The 16,867-nt window shown below is 69.3% G+C and carries 18 protein-coding genes and 1 pseudogene; 15 read left to right on the forward strand and 4 right to left on the reverse strand.

All coding sequences use genetic code 11. The features are described from left to right. Window positions 1–34 precede the first annotated feature (34 nt). Window positions 35–841 (reverse strand): response regulator transcription factor, encoded by an 807-nt coding sequence (locus ISU07_RS14845; RefSeq protein WP_228521988.1) that lies wholly within the window; start codon window positions 839–841, stop codon window positions 35–37. A 57-nt stretch (window positions 842–898) separates the two neighbouring features. Here ISU07_RS14845 and ISU07_RS24485 point away from each other — a divergent pair, with 57 nt between their 5' ends. The 9 genes and pseudogenes from ISU07_RS24485 to ISU07_RS14880 all read left to right on the forward strand — a co-directional run bounded on the left by ISU07_RS24485 (window position 899) and on the right by ISU07_RS14880 (window position 7,508). Continuing rightward, window positions 899–1,030, forward strand: a complete 132-nt coding sequence (locus ISU07_RS24485) for a hypothetical protein (protein WP_267238939.1) — start codon at window positions 899–901, stop codon at window positions 1,028–1,030. Between the two features lie 47 nt (window positions 1,031–1,077). Beyond that, window positions 1,078–1,479, forward strand: a complete 402-nt coding sequence (locus ISU07_RS14850; protein WP_194707602.1) for a PRC-barrel domain-containing protein — start codon at window positions 1,078–1,080, stop codon at window positions 1,477–1,479. Window positions 1,480–1,720: 241 nt separating this feature from the next. After that, on the forward strand, window positions 1,721–2,425 hold the full coding sequence (locus ISU07_RS14855; RefSeq protein WP_194707603.1) for a hypothetical protein: 705 nt from the start codon (window positions 1,721–1,723) through the stop codon (window positions 2,423–2,425). Further along, window positions 2,422–2,919: pseudogene (locus tag ISU07_RS25065) on the forward strand (trehalase-like domain-containing protein); the annotation flags it as partial. The gene ISU07_RS14855 and the pseudogene ISU07_RS25065, both read left to right, overlap by 4 nt. 20 nt (window positions 2,920–2,939) lie before the next feature. Further along, window positions 2,940–4,181 carry a glycoside hydrolase family 15 protein gene (locus tag ISU07_RS24100; protein WP_323742629.1) on the forward strand — a complete coding sequence of 414 codons (1,242 nt, stop codon included), beginning with the start codon at window positions 2,940–2,942 and terminating at the stop codon, window positions 4,179–4,181. Continuing rightward, window positions 4,178–5,209 carry an SDR family oxidoreductase gene (locus ISU07_RS14865; protein ID WP_323742630.1) on the forward strand — a complete coding sequence of 344 codons (1,032 nt, stop codon included), beginning with the start codon at window positions 4,178–4,180 and terminating at the stop codon, window positions 5,207–5,209. Before ISU07_RS24100 ends, ISU07_RS14865 begins: the two co-directional genes overlap by 4 nt. Continuing rightward, window positions 5,206–5,535: a hypothetical protein gene (locus ISU07_RS14870; protein WP_194707604.1), complete on the forward strand. Its 330-nt coding sequence runs from the start codon at window positions 5,206–5,208 to the stop codon at window positions 5,533–5,535. Before ISU07_RS14865 ends, ISU07_RS14870 begins: the two co-directional genes overlap by 4 nt. After that, window positions 5,532–6,692 carry a permease gene (locus tag ISU07_RS14875; RefSeq protein WP_323742631.1) on the forward strand — a complete coding sequence of 387 codons (1,161 nt, stop codon included), beginning with the start codon at window positions 5,532–5,534 and terminating at the stop codon, window positions 6,690–6,692. The genes ISU07_RS14870 and ISU07_RS14875 overlap by 4 nt, the downstream gene beginning before the upstream one ends. A 63-nt stretch (window positions 6,693–6,755) precedes the next feature. Then, window positions 6,756–7,508 (forward strand): ZIP family metal transporter, encoded by a 753-nt coding sequence (locus ISU07_RS14880; protein ID WP_194707605.1) that lies wholly within the window; start codon window positions 6,756–6,758, stop codon window positions 7,506–7,508. Between the two features lie 16 nt (window positions 7,509–7,524). Here ISU07_RS14880 and ISU07_RS14885 read toward each other — a convergent pair whose 3' ends face one another. Genes ISU07_RS14885 through ISU07_RS14895 form a run of 3 tightly spaced genes read right to left on the reverse strand, consistent with a single transcriptional unit; the run spans window position 7,525 to window position 9,588 of the window. Beyond that, window positions 7,525–7,788, reverse strand: coding sequence for a GlsB/YeaQ/YmgE family stress response membrane protein (locus ISU07_RS14885; protein ID WP_194707606.1), 264 nt, complete (start codon window positions 7,786–7,788; stop codon window positions 7,525–7,527). A 59-nt stretch (window positions 7,789–7,847) separates the two neighbouring features. After that, complete coding sequence (locus ISU07_RS14890; RefSeq protein WP_194707607.1) at window positions 7,848–9,188, reverse strand: DUF2254 domain-containing protein; 1,341 nt, start codon at window positions 9,186–9,188, stop codon at window positions 7,848–7,850. Between the two features lie 52 nt (window positions 9,189–9,240). After that, on the reverse strand, window positions 9,241–9,588 hold the full coding sequence (locus tag ISU07_RS14895) for an STAS domain-containing protein (RefSeq protein WP_194707608.1): 348 nt from the start codon (window positions 9,586–9,588) through the stop codon (window positions 9,241–9,243). Between the two features lie 232 nt (window positions 9,589–9,820). Between ISU07_RS14895 and ISU07_RS14900 the strand changes: the two genes are divergently transcribed. The 6 genes from ISU07_RS14900 (at window position 9,821) to kdpF (ending at window position 16,866) form a co-directional block, all read left to right on the forward strand. Next, complete coding sequence (locus ISU07_RS14900) at window positions 9,821–12,133, forward strand: bifunctional metallophosphatase/5'-nucleotidase (protein WP_194707609.1); 2,313 nt, start codon at window positions 9,821–9,823, stop codon at window positions 12,131–12,133. A gap of 141 nt (window positions 12,134–12,274) precedes the next feature. Continuing rightward, a complete protein-coding gene (locus ISU07_RS14905) occupies window positions 12,275–12,628 on the forward strand; it encodes a hypothetical protein (protein WP_194707610.1) in 354 nt (117 codons plus the stop codon). Window positions 12,629–13,210: 582 nt separating this feature from the next. Beyond that, a complete protein-coding gene (locus tag ISU07_RS24855; protein ID WP_194707611.1) occupies window positions 13,211–13,852 on the forward strand; it encodes a TetR/AcrR family transcriptional regulator in 642 nt (213 codons plus the stop codon). Window positions 13,853–13,869: 17 nt separating this feature from the next. Beyond that, window positions 13,870–14,826 (forward strand): ABC transporter ATP-binding protein, encoded by a 957-nt coding sequence (locus ISU07_RS14915; RefSeq protein WP_194707612.1) that lies wholly within the window; start codon window positions 13,870–13,872, stop codon window positions 14,824–14,826. Next, window positions 14,823–16,397, forward strand: a complete 1,575-nt coding sequence (locus ISU07_RS14920; RefSeq protein WP_194707613.1) for an ABC transporter permease — start codon at window positions 14,823–14,825, stop codon at window positions 16,395–16,397. Before ISU07_RS14915 ends, ISU07_RS14920 begins: the two co-directional genes overlap by 4 nt. Before the next feature lie 379 nt (window positions 16,398–16,776). After that, complete coding sequence (gene kdpF / locus ISU07_RS25070; protein ID WP_194707614.1) at window positions 16,777–16,866, forward strand: K(+)-transporting ATPase subunit F; 90 nt, start codon at window positions 16,777–16,779, stop codon at window positions 16,864–16,866. The last annotated feature ends 1 nt before the right edge of the window (window position 16,867 follow it).

The raw sequence follows: 16,867 nt of genomic DNA on the forward strand, positions 1-16,867 counted from the left end.
GACGACCGCAGGCCCCGCCCTGGCCGTGAGGCGATCATCTCGCGTCGAGGCGGTAGCCCAGACCCCGGACCGTGACGACGACCTCCGGCGAGGCAGGGTCCGCCTCCAGCTTCTTCCGCAACCGTCGCACGTGCACGTCAACGATCCGCTCGTCCCCGAAGAACCCCCGCTCCCACACGTGCTCGAGCAGCAGGCTCCGGCTCAACACCCGCCCAGCATTCCCCGCCAGCACGCTCAACAGCCGGTATTCGGTGTTCGTCAGGTGGATCTCCTCCGACCCGCGGGCCAGTACGGCGGCGCCGCGGTCGAAGACCAAAGGACCACCCTGGCTGTCCAGGACGAACACGTCGGCCTCATCGCCGGTCTGCCCCCCGGCGATGCTCGGGCGCCGCAGCAGCGCTCGCAGCCTGGCCTTCACCTCGTCGACCAGGAAGGGTTTGGTGACGTAGTCGTCGGCCCCCGCTTCCAGGGCCGCCACGATGTCGCGGACGTCATCGCGCGCGCTGATCACCACGATCGGTGCATCGGTCTGGGGCCGAGCACGCTGGATGAACGAAAACCCGTCCATGCCTCCCAGCATCAGGTCGACCAGCATCAGGTCGACGCCCGGGTCGGCCACCTCGGTCAGCGCTCGCTCGGCGTCGGCGGCTTCCACCACGTCGTACCCCTCGTCCTCCAGCACCATGCGCAGAGAGGCTCGCAGGCCGTCGTCGTCCTCCAGCACCAGGAGCCGAGTCGCCATCCGGACATGATGGCATCGCGGAGGCAGATGGCCCTCCGCGCGGGCAGCAATCGCCACGAACGTCACGCAACTGCAAAGGTTCCGACCGCCAAGGGTCATCACCAAGCGGCAACGTGGGATGAGTTGATCGAACCACGAAGCCCAGGAGACCAAGGCATGTCGTCGAGACCCTCGCGAGCCCACCCCAACCCGCTCCTCCCGAGCCGGTGGCCGCTCATCGCCCGGGTGGCGCTCGTCGCTCTCCTCGCCTTGATTGCCGGCGTCCAGCTCGCGGCCCGCGTCACGTGAGTCCGACAGGCAGTGGTGGCGAGTCGGCCGACGGGCAGCCGGGACTCGTGCCTCTCCTCGGGAGCGGCCTCACACTCTCCGACCCGTACGACGACGTCAGAGGGCTGACGGTCCTCGACCCGGATGGCCATCGGGTCGGCGACGTGGAAGACCTCGTCATCGACGAGACCCATCGGCGGGCCCGTCTGCTGGTCGTGACCTCAGGAGGAGTCCTGGGACTGGGCGAGACGCGGCGCTTCATCCCGGTGGATCTCGTGACCTGCGTGGACGAGCACGTGCACATGGCTCGTGTTCACCCAGGCGGACCCGACGACGACCCGACCGCCCGAGCCGCCGGTGACGACCCGGATCTGGTCGCCGGGCCGCCGTACGCGGACGTCTATGCGTCCTACGGATTCGCTCCGTTCTGGGGCATGGACTACGTCACGCCGTACTTCCACCGACGTTGACCCGGAATCCTGGCCGCCTCATGCAGGACGTCGGGGACTGTCACAGGACTGTCATGCATGCACTGTCCGCCGGTGGGCACCGCTCTGGGAGGCGCTCCAGGCGCCGGCATCGAGAGGCCAAGCGTCGCTCAGGAGGATCCGGGGGCGCCGAGCAGCCAGGAGGGTCATGGAGGTGGGTAACGTTGCGGGAGCCTCGGGAACACCGGACCGATCCATGAAACCGACGAGTACGTCCGGAAGCATGCACACGGTCCGCCCACGCTGGACGTGGGCCGGCCTGGTCGTCCTGATCGTCGGGCTCGCGGTCACCGGCTACGGCGCCATCGTGCTGTCGTGGCTCTGGTCACTGTCGGGCGTGGCGGTCCTGGTCGTAGGCGCAGGCCTCGCACTCCGCGGTGGCCTCCTCTACGACGTGCGTACCCGGGGTGGTCGCAACGAGCTGGAGGAGGTGATCCACGGCGAGGAGCACCAAGGTCCCGATCCGGACCTCGGCATCGGGGGCGGCGTACGCCGGCACGCCGCCGCCGTCGACCACGAGCACGCCGAGGTGATGGCGGCGCGACGTGCGGCCCGAGCCAGGCCCGCCTTCGCGGCCATCGGCGGCACCCTGGGGCTAGTCGTGTGCGTGTGGCTGCTCCTGGCCCAGTGGAGCGTGCTCGGCTACCCACTCCTGAGCGACGACACGCTGGCCCGCGACACCGGCGTCGGCATCGTGGCCGCCTTCGCGGCCTGGCGCGTGCTGCTGGCCGGGCCGCAACGGTTCACGGCCGTCCTTCTCCTGGTCTGCGGGGCGACGTTCGTGGTCTTCGGCCTCACCCTCGATCACCTGACCCGGGACGGGACCGTGAGCGAGACCCTGAGCGGCTGCCTCCTTGTCGTGTCCGGCCTCCTGGTGCTGGTCGACCGGGCGCTGGGCCGGCCGCCCACGGGGCGTGCCGGTCGATGAACGTCCCTCCCGAGACGTTGCGGCAGTACGCCGTCCTGGCCGATGGCGAGCGCGCGGCCGTCGTCGGCCCCCGCGGTGACGTCGCCCTCTTGTGCGCGCCGCGCTGGCACGACGACGCGGTCTTCAGCGCCCTGCTGGGTGGCCGCGGAGGCTACGTGGTGCAACCCACGGACGATCGCTTCACGTGGGGTGGTCACTACGAGCCCGGCTCCCTGGTGTGGCGCAGCCGGTGGGTCGTCGGCTCCGACGTCGTCGAGTGCCGAGAGGCGCTGGCCTTTCCTGGCGACCCCCAGCGGGTCGTGCTCCTTCGCCGAACAGAGTCCAGGCGGGGCGAGGTGCCGCTGCGGGTCCAGCTGGACTGTCGCGCCGGCTTCGGAATGCATGCGATGCACCTGAGAAGCGTCCGGACCGGTGTGTGGGAGGGGGCGACCGGTCCCCTCCACCTTCGGTGGTCAGGCACGCCGACGGTCGACGCCCGGTTGAACGAGAACGGGGTTCTCGATCGAAGCTCCAGGTGCGCGACGGTCAGCCTCTCGACCTGGTGCTCGAGATCGCCACCACGCACTTCACCGACGATCCACCTGATCCCCGTCGCCTGTGGGCCGACACCGAACGGGCGTGGCAGGCCGCGGCTCCACCGCAGCCGAGCTCGATGAGCTCTCGCGACGCTCAGCACGCCCTCGCCGTCATCCGAGGGATGACCAGCAGCACCGGTGCCGTCGTGGCCGCGGCCACGACCTCGCTGCCGGAGCGCGCCCAGCAGGGCCGCGACTACGACTACCGGTACGCCTGGATCCGCGACCAGTGCTTCGCAGGCCGGGCGGTGGCGGCTGCCGGCGGAGGCGAGGTGCTGGAACGTTCCCTCGGCTTCATCGCGGCCTGCCTGGAGCGTGACGGCGACCGGCTGCGCCCGGCGTACACGGTCACCGGTGACCCCGTGCCCGACCAGCGGCCTCTCGACCTCCCCGGCTATCCCGGCGCTCCGGACGTCACGGTCGGCAATCACGCCAACCGCCAGTTCCAGCTCGACGTCCTCGGGGAGACGTTGTGCCTCTTCGCCGACGCCGACCGCCTCGGCGTGCTCGACGGCGTGGGCGTGCGAGCCGCCCGCACGGCCGCACGTGCCATCGTTCGGCGGCACCACGAGGCGGACGCCGGGATCTGGGAGCTCGCGAATCGTCCGTGGGCCCACTCCCGGTTGACCGCAGCCGCAGGGCTACGTGCCGCCGCCGCCCGCGGACTCGGAGGATCCGACGACGACGCCTGGGACGCCCTCGCAGACCATCTCCTCGCCGACGTCGACCGCACGAGCCGGCACCGCACCGGACGGTGGTGCCGTTCACCCGGCGACGCGGGCACCGACGCGGCCCTCCTGCTACCGGGACTGCGGGGGCTGGTCCGTCCCGACGACCCTCGGAGCCGGCAGACCTACTGCTCGGTGCTCGAGGACCTGACGGAGGACGGCTACGTCTACCGCTTCCGGCACCGACCCGGACCCCTGGGTGAAGCAGAGGGTGCGTTCCTGTTCTGCGGCTTCCTGCTGGCGATGGCCGCCCACCAGCAGGGTGAACCCACGCTGGCGGCCCGGCTGTACGAGCGCAACCGAGCCGCCGTCGGTCCGCCCGGCCTCTTCACCGAGGAGTTCGACGTCGGGCAGCGTCAGCTGCGCGGCAACCTCCCCCAGACCTTCGTGCACGCCGCCCTCCTCGAGTCCGCACACGTCCTCACCACCCCACCAGGAAGGAACCGACCGTGAGCCACTCCACGCCCCGAACGTCGACCCCGCGAGTGGTGGTCGTCACGGGCGCCTCTGCCGGCATCGGCAGAGCAAGCGCCCGCGCCTTCGCGGACAGAGGCGACACCGTGGCGCTGCTGGCCCGCGGTACCCGTGGCCTGGGCGCGGCGGCCGAGGAGCTGGTCGCCCGCGGCGTCGAGGTACGCACGTACCCCGTGGACGTCGCGGACCCTGACGCCCTGGACGCGGTCGCCACGCGCGTCGAGGAGGACCTCGGCCCGATCGACGTCTGGGTCAACGTCGCCTTCACGTCGGTCTTCGCCCGGTTCGTGGACGTCGAGCCGGCGGAGTACGAGCGCGTGACGACGGTGAACTACCTGGGCTTCGTCAACGGCACGCGCTCGGCGCTGAAGCGGATGCTGCCGCGCGACCGCGGCACCGTCGTGCACGTCGGGTCGACGCTCGCCTACCGCGGCATCCCGTTGCAGAGCGCCTACTGCGGCTCCAAGCACGCCATCCAGGGCTTCCATGAGTCGTTGCGCACCGAGCTGATGCACGAAGGCTCCGCGGTCCGGGTCACGATGGTGCAGATGCCGGCCGTGAACACGCCGCAGTTCTCGTGGGTGCTGTCGCGACTGCCGCACCAGGCGCAGCCGGTCCCGCCCATCTACCAGCCCGAGGTCGCGGCGCGAGCGGTCGTGCACGCGGCCGACCATCCCGAGCGCCGCGAGTACTGGGTCGGCACCTCGACCATGCTGACGCTGGTCGCCAACGCGGTCGCACCGGGACTCCTCGACCGCTACCTCGCCCGCACCGGGTTCGACTCCCAGCAGACCGACGCGGCCCGTCCGCCGGACCAACCGGCCAACTTGTGGGAGCCGGCCGACGGCCCCGACGGCCGCGACTTCGGCGCCCACGGCCGGTTCGACGACCGAGCCATCGCCACCTCGCCGCAGGCCTGGGCGTCACGGCACCACGGTCTGGTCGGGGCCGGCGCGGGAGTCCTGGCCGCCGCGACCCTGCTGGCCAGACGGGCCGGACGGCGATGAGCGGCCCCACTCTCGCCCGGGGATTCCTCGCGGGCGTCTGCCTGGCCGCGCCCCGGCCCGTGCTCTCCCTCGCCGGCGCCTCGGACGCCCGCGACCCGGTGGTGCTCGCCGCAGCGCGCGTGCTCGGGCTGCGCTACGTGGTCCACGCTCTCCTCGACTCCGCCACGGGAAGGCATCCCGCCGCCGATGCTGCGGTCGAGCTGCTGCACGCCGGGAGCATGGTCCCGATCGCCGTCGGCTCCGCCCGGCACCGGCGGACCGCCATCATCAGCGCGACCTGCGCCGCGGCTGTCGCCGGCCTGGACCTCATGGGGCGCGATCGGTGAGCGCCGGCTCGGTGGTCTCAGCCGTGGCCGAGGCGCTCGCCGTCTCGGCCACCATGGCGTGGCGGATCGGCTGGTCACTGGTACTGGGCTTCGCCCTGTCGGCGGTGGTCCAGGCGCTCGTCGACAAGCAGACCGTCAGCAGGCTGTTGGGAGACGACCGCCCGGCAACCCTGGTCCGCGCGACGGGATTCGGGGTCGCCGCGTCGTCCTGCTCCTACGCCGCGGTCGCGCTCGCCCGCTCCCTGTTCCGGAAGGGCGCGAGCTTCACCGCCGCGATGACCTTCCAGATCGCCAGCACCAACCTGGTCATCGAGCTCGGGATCGTGCTGGCGCTGCTGCTCGGCTGGCGCTTCACGCTCGCCGAGTTCGTGGGAGGTCCTCTCATCATCGTGATGGTGGCGACGGCCTTCCGGGTGCTGGTCGGCCGGAAGGTGGTCGAGGCCGCACGTGAGCAGGCCGACCGGGGCGTGGCCGGGTCGATGGAGGGCCACGCAGGCATGGACATGTCCGTCGACGGCGACGGCGGTCTGCTGAAGCGCCTGGTCAGCCCCCGGGGATTCACGTCCGTCAGTCGTGTGTTCGTCATGGAGTGGGCCGCGGTGCTCCGCGACATCGTCCTCGGCCTGCTGGTCGCCGGAGCCGTGGCGGCCTGGGTCCCCGACTCGTGGTGGCAACGACTCTTCCTCACCGATCACGGCACCTGGACACTCGTGTGGGGTCCCGTCGTCGGCCCGGTGATCGCGCTCCTGAGCTTCGTGTGCTCGATCGGCAACGTCCCCCTGGCTGCCGTCCTGTGGAGTGGCGGCATCAGCTTCGGCGGGGTGGTCGCGTTCCTGTACGCCGACCTGCTCATCGTTCCGATCCTGCTCATCTACCGGAAGTACTACGGGATGGCCATGACCGTCCGGATCGTGCTGGTGTTCTACGTCGCCTTGGTCGTCGCCGGGTACGTCGTGGAGATGCTGTTCCTCCTGCTCGGCCTGCTGCCGCACCGCGGGGGTGTCTCGGTGGAGAAGACGGGCGTGTCCTGGAACTACACGACCTGGCTGGATATCGCCTTCGGCCTCCTCGCAGTCGTGCTGGTGGTCCGCTTCCTCCGCACGGGTGGGCGCGCCATGTTGTCCATGATGAACGGCGACCCCGCCGACATCCGTTAGCTCGCGGTGGCGCCTGGTGTGGCGCTCGCGTCCGTTCAAGAGCCCCCGAGAAGGAGAGGACACATGCCGATCTGGGCACAGGCAGGGCTCTGGAGTCTCTTGGCCGGCGGCTTCCTGGTCGTCGGCGCGGCGGTTGCCTGGTTCGTCCGGGTGCCGCGCTGGGTCGTGGCCACCGTCATGGCCTTCGGGGCCGGAGTCCTCATCTCCGCGCTTGCCTTCGAGCTCATCGACGAGGCCGAGCGTCGGGGAGGTCTGCTGGCATCCACTGGGGGCTTCCTGGCCGGTTCGGTCCTCTACGTCTTCGCCAACGTCATGCTGTCCCGGCGCGGCGCCCGACACCGCAAGCGTTCCGGGACCGAACAACCCTCGGAGGAGGAGCAGCACGGCAGCGGCGCCGCCATTGCCGTCGGAGCGCTGCTGGACGGTGTCCCGGAGTCCGTCGTCCTGGGCTTGTCGCTGCTCAACGGTGGTTCCGTGGGCATCGCCGTCCTGGCCGCGATCGCCATCTCGAACTTCCCCGAGGGTCTCTCCAGCGCTGCCGGCATGAAGGGCAACGGCCGGACGCCGGTCTACGTGTTCGGCGTGTGGGGCGGCATCGCGGTTGCCAGCGGGGTCGCGGGGCTCGTGGGCTGCCTGGTCCTGGGCGGAGCATCCGCAGCGACCATCGCGATCATCACCGCCGTCGCGGCGGGAGCGATCCTGGCCATGGTGGCGGACACGATGATTCCGGAGGCCTTCGAGCGCACCCATCTCTACGCCGGGCTCGTGGCGGCGTTGGGGTTCCTGGCCGCCTTCGCCCTCTCTCGCGGCGTGTGAGCCGCGCGTGTGCCGGCTAGCGCTGGCGAGCGTGTGACCTGCCCGCGACCGCCTCGGCGGTGCCGACGAGGAACACGGCGGCGACGACCGCCAGCACGAAACCGAGGACGTTGAGCTCCCAGATGCTGCCGGTGCCCAACAGCTGGGCGATGAGGCCGCCGATCAGGGAACCGACGAGGCCAAGGCCCAGGGTCGCCAGGAGTCCGAGATTCTGCTTGCCCGGCTTGATGAGCCTGGCCAGCGCTCCGATGACGAGTCCTGCAACAAGAAATCCGATCATGGGTGAAACTCTCCTTCGCGTGGTGGAACGGTTCGAACGGCCGGGGACTCCCGGTGCCGTCATTGATGGATTGCGGCGCCGAGGTTCTCCTCGATGCGGCGACCGAAGGCATCGAAAGCCTGGCGCTCCAGGTGGTGGAAGGCATGCTCGTCGGCAGTCGAGCGCAGCCGCCGCAGCTGCTCGCTGAGGACCGGACGCTCCTGCGGCGACACCCGGCGGCTGAGCTCCAGCAGCACCTGAGCGATCCTCTCGAGCACCTGGAGGTCGGCAGCGCCGTACCTGCGCGGCTGGGAGACACCGAGATCGATGTAGTCCGACAGCCCCGGAACGCGAACCGCGACCCTGACGCGACCGTCGTCATCGTGCCTGAGCACCGGACGGAGGTCGCGGTCGGCCAGCTCGCAGAGCAACGCGGAGATGTGCCCCAGGGCGTGGATCGCCGTGGTCGGGTCGTTGATGCCAGGCGAGAGGGCCTTGTTCGCCACGTCGACGAGCTGGCGCAACCCGAACCCGGTGTCGTGCGTCGAGGTCCGCTCCACCCCGGTGTGGACGAAGGCGACGACCGCCGCGGAGATCCGCCGTTCGGCTTCGCTACCCGGGACCAGTCCGGAGGCGGGCCAACCGACTCCCAGGGGACTGCCCTCGACCACGAACGCTCCGACATGCTCATCCAGCCGCACGACGACGTCTTCCTCCACCGCCACCTCGAGAATCCGGTCGTAGTCGATCCGCGTCAGGAAGCCCGCTGCGGACGCCGCGATGTCGAACGCCCCGTCGAGCTGGGGTGAAGGGAGGGATTGCCCGCGGGCGGAACCGTCACCCCGCTGCGGCAAGACCGAGCGGATGGTGGTCAAGGCATCGGTGCGTACCTGCTGGAGCATCGTCTCCACCCGGATTTGCTTGGTCAGGTGTCCCAGGAAGAACACCAGCGCCACCACACTGGCCACCGCGAGCAAGAACGCCAGGGTCACTCCGATCCGTGGGACCAGCTCTCCTCCGCCGTCGGCGCCGCGGACCGACCTCAGCACGGTGAGGGCGTAGGTGAACGTCGCGAGCAGGAGCGCCAGCGTGTACTGCACGACAGAGTCTCGGCTGAACGTTCGCAGCAATCGGGGCGAGAACTGGCTGCTGGCCAGCTGGAGGGTGACGACGGTCAGGGAGAACGTCAACGCAGTGACCGTGATGAGCGACGATGCGATGGCCGCCAGGAGTGAGCGAGCGGCATCGGCGTCCCCTCCGAAGAGCCAGGTCGTGGCCTGGTCCGACAGATGATCGTCGACCCGCGCGTCGAGCGTCGACACCGCCAGGCCGAGAAGCAGGGCCGCCACCACAGCGATCGCCGGCACCGGCCACAGCCTCGTCACGACCGTCTCGCGCCAGGCGGCCAGACCCGTACTCATGCCGAGAGCCTCGCAGTCCCTTGGTCAACGGAAGTGAAGCCGAACCGAGCTCTCACCTGGTCCCACACTGGGAGGCCCTGGCGAGGGGTGGCCACATGACGGCGAAGGCGGCCTCACCCATGGTGTCTTCCGACGATGCCCTCTCAAGAAGGTCCGCCCGGCGCAGGACGTCGATCCATGCGTTCGACGGCGAGTCCAGGACGACCGGGATGGCCCGTGTCGAGCAGACGTGCTTCACCCACAGGAGCGCAGCCATGGCGGTGGCGCCGACAGTCACCTGAGCCGACAGGTCGAGCACGACGACCGTGGGTTTCGTCGTCAACACCTCTGTCAGCTCGCGCTGCACGTACTCGAGCACCGGCATGAGTCCTCCGTCGGCCAGCCTGATGACATCCCCCACGGCGACCAGCCTGACGCCACGCTGTGTCGGGCGACGGCCATCGATGTTGCAGGCCTATGACAGTCCGCCTCATGCCCGACGTCATCTGAGGCATGAGGCGAACTTCCGGCAACCCGGTTCCGTCGGAGTGTGGGTACGGGGTGGCCCGGGGCACCTTCGTCGCGCCCAGGGGCTGCCGTACGTGCAAGGACGGACAACCAACGACCGGAAGGCAGTACCTGTGCGACACCGCATGAATGCCCGGCTGGCGCTCGGGGCCTCGGTGAGCCTGCTGGCGGGATCTCTCGCCATCGTGGCCGGCACCATGGCTCCCGCGCACGCCGCTGACGGCCAGATCAAGATCAACCTCGTGGGGATCAACGACTTCCACGGCCGCATCGACAGCAACACCGTCAGGTGGGCGGGCACCGTCAAGAAGCTGGAGCTCGACACTCCTGGCGCATCGCCGGAGGCGGCTCTCATCGTGGGCGCCGGCGACCTGATCGGCGCCTCGGTGTTCGCCTCGGCCTCAGCCGGCGACCAACCGACGATCGACGTGATGAACGAGATCGGCCTGGACGCCTCGGCCGTGGGGAACCACGAGTTCGACAAGGGCTGGGCAGACCTGCGCGACAGGGTCGTCGCCAGCAAGACGAACGCCACGTGGGACTACCTCGGCACCAACGTCTACCAGAAGGGCACCCAGAACCCGGTCCTGCCGGAGTACACGACGTACAACCTCAAGGACGCCGATGGCGACGCCGTCACGGTGGGAGTGATCGGGGCGGTGACTCAGGAGACACCGAGCCTGGTCAGCCCGGCTGGTGTGGCCACGCTGGACTTCGGGCCCGCTGTCGCGGCGGTGAACCGGGTGGCCGCGCAGCTCAGCGACGGCAACCCGGCCAACGGTGAGGCCGACGTGCTGGTGGCCAGCTTCCACGCCGGCTCGAACGTGACGTCGAGCTACACCGCCGCGTTTGCCGCCGGTGGGGAGTTCGCGGCGATGGCGAACCTGGATCCGCGCATCGACGCGGTCTTCAACGGGCACACGCACCAGAAGTACGTCTTCGACCAGCCCGTGACCGGCGGTGACCGGCCGACGCGGCCGATGGTGCAGACCGGTTCCTACGGCGACAACGTCGGCCAGGTGCTGCTCGACTACGACACCACCCAGCACAGAGTCACCGCCAACGCGGCCAGCAACACCGCCCGCCTGACGACCAGTGACGCAGACCTCATGGCCGCCTATCCGGTCCTCCAGCAGGTCAAGAGCACCGTCGACGCGGCCATTGCCAAGGCCAAGGTGGTCGGTGACCAGCCCGTCGGCAGGATCTCCGACGACATCACCACCGCGTTCCAGGGCGGCACGTACGCCGGAGGCACCTACTCCGGCGGCGAGCGTGACGTCCGGGAGCAGGAGTCCACGTTGGGTGACCTCGTCGCGAACGCCCTGCGAGACGGCGTTCCCGCGGCCCAGGGCACGGCCGACCTCGGCATCGTGAATCCGGGCGGCTTACGCGACGAGCTCTACTACGAGGGGGACACATCCTCCAACCCGGCCAACAAGGACGGCGTGGTCACCTACGCCGAGGCCAACGCCGTGCTGCCCTTCGTCAACAACGTCTGGCTCATCCAGATGCAGGGGCGCGACATCCGGCACGTGCTCGAGCAGCAGTGGCAGCCCGAGGGCGCTGAGCGCTCCTTCCTGGCGCTGGGTCTCTCCGACAACGTCCGCGTGATCTGGGACCCGTCGCGACCCAAGGGCAAGCATGTCAAGCAGGTGCTCATCGACGGCGACCTGTTGAAGTGGAGGAAGACCTACACCGTCAGCACGTTCAGCTACCTGGGCACCGGTGGCGACAACTTCGCGGCGTTCGAGGACGGCAACGCCCAGGACACCGGGCTGGTCGACCGCGACGTGTGGATCGGCTACCTGAAGAAGGCTGGCATCATCTCGCCCGACTTCGCCCGCCAGCAGGTCGTCGCCAGGCACATGAAGCGGAGCGTCGCGCCCGACAAGCACTACTACTTCCGCACCAAGGAGCTGGACCTCACCTCCCAGGGAAGCCCCGAGAACACCGAGACGAGCGTCTTCGCCACGACCGTGCACAACGGGAAGGTCGTGCAAGTGAAGTTGGGCGAGTTCCCGGTGAACGACGGCGTCGCGAAGGTGAACTTCCGCACGCCGAGGATCCGCTTCTCCCAGCTGTCGGTGGTCGCCAAGCCCTCGCGCACGACCGTCGGCATCTTCCACGGTGAGTGGAGCGACCAGATCAAGGCGAAGCCGCGGATCCACACCAGCATGGCGCCCAAGCCCGCCGTCCGGGGCAAGACGCGCACCGTAGTGAGCATCGAGGTCAAGGTCCCCGGGATGAACCCGAAGGGCTGGGCCGCAGTGAAGATCGGCAAGGCGCAGTTCAAGGGCAAGCTGATCGACGGCAAGGTCAACATCAGGCTGCCGAAGTTCAACACGACCGGCAAGCAGCGCCTGGAGGTCAAGTATCTCGGCAATGCGCACTACAAGCGGGCCTACAAGTACATCAACCTGTGGGTCGTCCGAGGCTGACCTGAGATCCGCCAGACCGGAGGGGTCCACGAGGGGGGTGGACCCCTCCAGGCTGTGCTGCCGGCTTCGTGATGCGCATCGTCACGAAACCGCCATCCGGCGGCTGGAGGACGGTCACATGTCGAGTTCATTGTTGAAGCCATGGAGGACTGCAGCCACAACTTCGCCACACACGACGAACGAGAGAGGCCGACTCGCGCGGAGGCGCTGGTGCAGCTGGGCGCCATCACCTTCGCGGGGGCGCTCAAGGATCTCGAGTTCACCCTCACAGACCGGCGGGTGGACGGCATGAGCACGTTGGCTGTCGACATGACGCGCGTTCGGGACCTGGCCCCGGCGACTGAGGCCGCTCTGCGGTGGATCAGTTGGTGCGCGCAGGCACGAGGCATCACGTTCGAGTTGCAGAACACCTCGCCGAGGGTCGTCGAGCGACTGCAGCTCGCCGGTCTCACCTCTGGTGCATGCTCCCGCCGCACCGGGCCGGTGCCGTCGTGATCGACGAGGTCGAATCCGTCCCACGCGGACCCAGCACACCTCAGAGGTTCACGGGCCATCGCGACGCCCGTGCCCACCAGGGCTGCTCGTTGTCGACGTACGCACACCCTGACGCGAAGGAAGGCCCCCGAATATATGGCAGACCACGTGAACGTCATCTTCGTCATCTCCATCCTGATCATCATCGCCATCGCCCTGCGGTGGGGTCGTCGGTGAGCCACGTACCGCGTCTGCGCGATCTCTTCCTCGACCGCCCAGGTCGCCTGCCGCTGCGCCACTCGCAGCGCGCCTCTGAGTGATGGCACACCGCCACTTGGGATCCCCCGGCGGCTTCCGACGGGTGGGAACTCCGGATCCCCACAGGTCAGCCCGCATGCGATGGCTGCTGGCCTGGTGTGCCCTCGTTCTTCCCGTCACGTGCGCCGGAGCTCTCGTCGTTCTCGTCCTGGCGGGAGCTTTCCGATGACGAGACCGGTGTCAGGACCGACAGCGGATTCCTCCAGCCACCCACGAGCGTGATGGCGCACGGCGCCTGCCCCTGGTACTTGCGTCGTCCCTGAACAGATGTTTAGTGTACTGAACATGCGATCAGTCAGTGGGGACCTCACGGCGAAGGCGGGAATCCGGAACGCGGCGCTGGGCCTCTTCGCCGAGCGGGGACACTCAGCGGTCAGCGTGAGGCAGATCGCCGAGGCCGCAGGGGTGTCCCCGGCCCTCGTGCTGCACCATTTCGGCAGCAAGGACGGGCTACGGGAGGCGGTAGACCGGTACGCGGCGGCGCAGTTCGACGCGTTCCTGCAGGCTCCCGAGGAGGTGGGCGACGTGCTCACCTCGGGCTCGAACGCGTCGATGGCCGAGCTCATCGCCAAGGTGCTCCCCCCGGGCTCGCCACTGCCGGCCTACCTGCGTCGACTCTTGCTGGAGGGCGACCCGGCCGGGCGGGAGTTGTTCCGTCGCTGGTACGAGGTGTCACGGGCCCTTGTCGAGCGGCTCATTGCCGCCGGCTTCGCGAAGCCGACCGAGGACCTGCAGGTCCGGGCGGCCTTCATGCTCACCGCCGACCTCGCGCTGCTCGTGCTGCGCGAGCCCCTCACCGACGCTCTCGGCTTCGATCCGGTCTCGCCGGACGGACTGAGCCGCTGGGCGGCCGAGGTGACCCGGATCTACCGCGAAGGCGCATTCGTGGTGCCTGACGAGACAACCGACCGCTCAGCAGACCGATGAACCCGAAGGAGGAACAGATGTCGCAGTCGACCATTGCCCGGGGGGTGGCCGCCGGCGACCCACCAGGCGCGGAACTCGTCGTGCGGGCATCCGGGCTGGTCAAGCGATACCGCCGCACCACCGCCCTCGACGGACTCGACCTGGAGGTCCGAGCCGGCGAGGTGCACGGTTTCCTCGGTCCCAACGGCGCCGGAAAGTCCACGACGATCCGGATCCTGCTCGGGCTGGCTCGGAAGTCCGGAGGGGAGGTCAGCCTGTTCGGCCACGACCCGTGGCACCACACAGAACCGTTGCACCGCCGACTGGCCTACGTCCCCGGCGACGTGGCGCTGTGGCCGGGACTCAGCGGCGGACAGTGCATCGACGTGCTCGCACAGGTCCATGGGGGGATCCGTGCCGACTGGCGTCAGGAGCTGATCGACCGGTTCGACCTGGATCCGTCCAAACGGGCCCGGGACTACTCCAAGGGCAACCGGCAGAAGGTGTCCCTGATCGCGGCCCTGGGCGCCGAGGTCGACCTGTTGGTTCTCGACGAGCCGACCTCTGGGCTGGACCCGCTCATGGAGCAGGTGTTCCAGGAGACCATCCGCGAACGTGCCGCCGACGGCGTCACCGTGCTGCTCTCCAGCCATATCCTGGGCGAGGTCGAGGCCCTCGCCAGCCGGGTGAGCATCATCCGCCAGGGCAAGCGAGTCACCACAGGCACGCTGGCCGAGCTGAGGCGGCACACCCGGACCAACATCCACGCGGTCACCAGGACCACCCCACGGCTTGACGGAGTGTCCGGGGTGGGCAACCTCGACCTGAAGGAGTCCGACGGCAACACCGAGGTCCGACTCAGCGTCGATCCGACGGCCTTGGAGGAGGTTGTCGGCCGGTTGCACACCGCCGGCCTGGAGACCCTGACCGTCACCCCACCCAGCCTCGACGAACTGTTCCTGCACGCCTACGCCGACGGCGGAGACCAGGCATGAACGGCTCGTTGCTGACGATGGTTCGGGTGCACCTGCGAACTGGATGGCTCACACCGGCGATCTGGGTCGTGGCCCTGGGCGGGACGATGGCGTTCACCGTCTCGGCGATCCATGGCCTCTACAACACCCCCGCGAAGGTGGACTCCTACGCCGCCGCCGTCAAGGGCAACGCCTTGATGATGATCAACGGCAAGATCGCCGGCATCGACTCACTCGGCGGCATCATCGCCAACGAGTTCGGGTTCATCGCCTCGTTTGCGATTCCGTTCATGGCCGTCGGGCTGATCGCCAAGATGACCAGGAAGGAAGAGGAGACCGGCCGGCTCGAGCTCGTTCTCGCGGGACGCATCGGCCGCGCGGACCCGCTGCTGGCCGCAGTCCTCGTCACGGTGGTCGCCGAGGTCCTGGTGACCGCGGCGCTGTTCGCAAGCCTGACCGGCGCCGGTGTGCCCACCGGTGACGCGGCGCTCTACACGCTCTCACTGGGAGCGCTCGGACTGGTGTTCGCCGGCGTCGCGGCGGTCGCCGCCCAGCTCGTGGAGCGAACCCGAGGTGTCTACGCGATCAGCCTCGGCGCGATCTTCGCCGCCTACCTGCTCCGCGGGCTGGGGGACGTCCAGTTCTCCCCCTTGACGTGGCTGTCCCCGCTGGGCTGGCAGGAGCAGACCCGCGCCTTCGGCGACCTGCGGTGGTGGCCGCTCCTGCTCCCGGTGGGGACCTTCCTGCTGCTCGTCGCAGTCGCCCTGGCCGTCGTCTCACGACGCGACGTGGGAGACGCGCTGCTCGGGGTCGGAGCAACCGCGCCCCACGCGTCTGCGTTCTTGCGCACACCGTTGGGGATCGCGCTGCGCTCCCACCGTGGCTCCCTGATCGGCTGGAGCTCGGCGACCGTCGTCGTCTCGGCGACCTTCGGGTCGGTGGCGAAACCACTCGTGGACGCCATCAACGGCAATCCGTCCGTGGCCTCGGCCATTGGCGCCTCCGGTGCCACCGGCCTGGACTCCGTCCTCGCCATGAACGCCTTGATCCTGGCGCTCCTCGCCGCCGCGTACGCCGTCCATGCCGTCGGCGTGCTACGCGCCGAGGAGACCACCGGGCGTCTGGAGGCACGCCTCTCCGGCGACCAGGGCCGCTGGTCATGGCTGAGCGTCCAGCTCGCCGTGGTCGCCGTCGGGATCGTTGCGGTGTCAGTCCTCGGGGGATCGGTGCTGGCGCTCAGCACCTCATGGTCAGTGGGCCAGAACGTCACCGTGCAGGTGGTCGGTGCGGTCGTCGACTTTCTGCCCGCCATCGGGTCCTTCGGCGGCATTGCGGTGCTGGCCTTCGGGGTCATGCCGCGATGGGTGCCCGTGGTGTGGGTGGCCTACGCGGCCGGGGCCGTCATCGCCTACCTCGGCGACTCGCTGAACTTGGCCGGCGCGGTCCGCGCGCTCTCACCCTTCCAGCTGATCGGCAACCCTCCGATCGAGCCCGTCCACGCCGCGCACGCCGCCCTGCTGCTTCTACTCACGGTGGCGTGCCTGGGTTTCGGCTACACCGGGTTCCGCCGCCGCGGCATCCCCCAGAACTGATGCGGTTTGGCCGCGATGATCGGGCACTCCCGCGGCCCATCACGACCAAGGTCTTCAAGGGCAGAAGCTGCGCTCATTCGAACGACGATCACGACCACCGTGTCGGCGAGCAGCGTCAGCACCACGAATGCCGCGCTGCGCCGACGCCACGTCGGAGCCGTGCGCGCAGGGGTTCGCGCGTCGGCCGTGCGAAGCCTGCGCATGACGATCCTCGGTGTTAGGAGTCGCCAGGACGGCGTTAGGAGGGCGTTAGGGCCGTGGTTGAGCGGGAATCCCGGCTGTTCCATGGAGCCGTGAACCCGTCTGACCTTCTGTACCTCGCGATCACCGTCGCGTTCTTCGCGGCGACGTACGTCCTCGTCAAGGGGTTGAACCGCCTATGAGCGGCGAGCAGTGGGCCGGCCTGGTCCTGAGCGTCCTCCTCCTGGGCTACTTGATCGCGGCCCTTCTCTTCCCGGAACGGTTCTGAG

Source organism: Nocardioides islandensis, assembly GCF_015352455.1.
GTDB lineage: Bacteria > Actinomycetota > Actinomycetes > Propionibacteriales > Nocardioidaceae > Nocardioides > Nocardioides islandensis.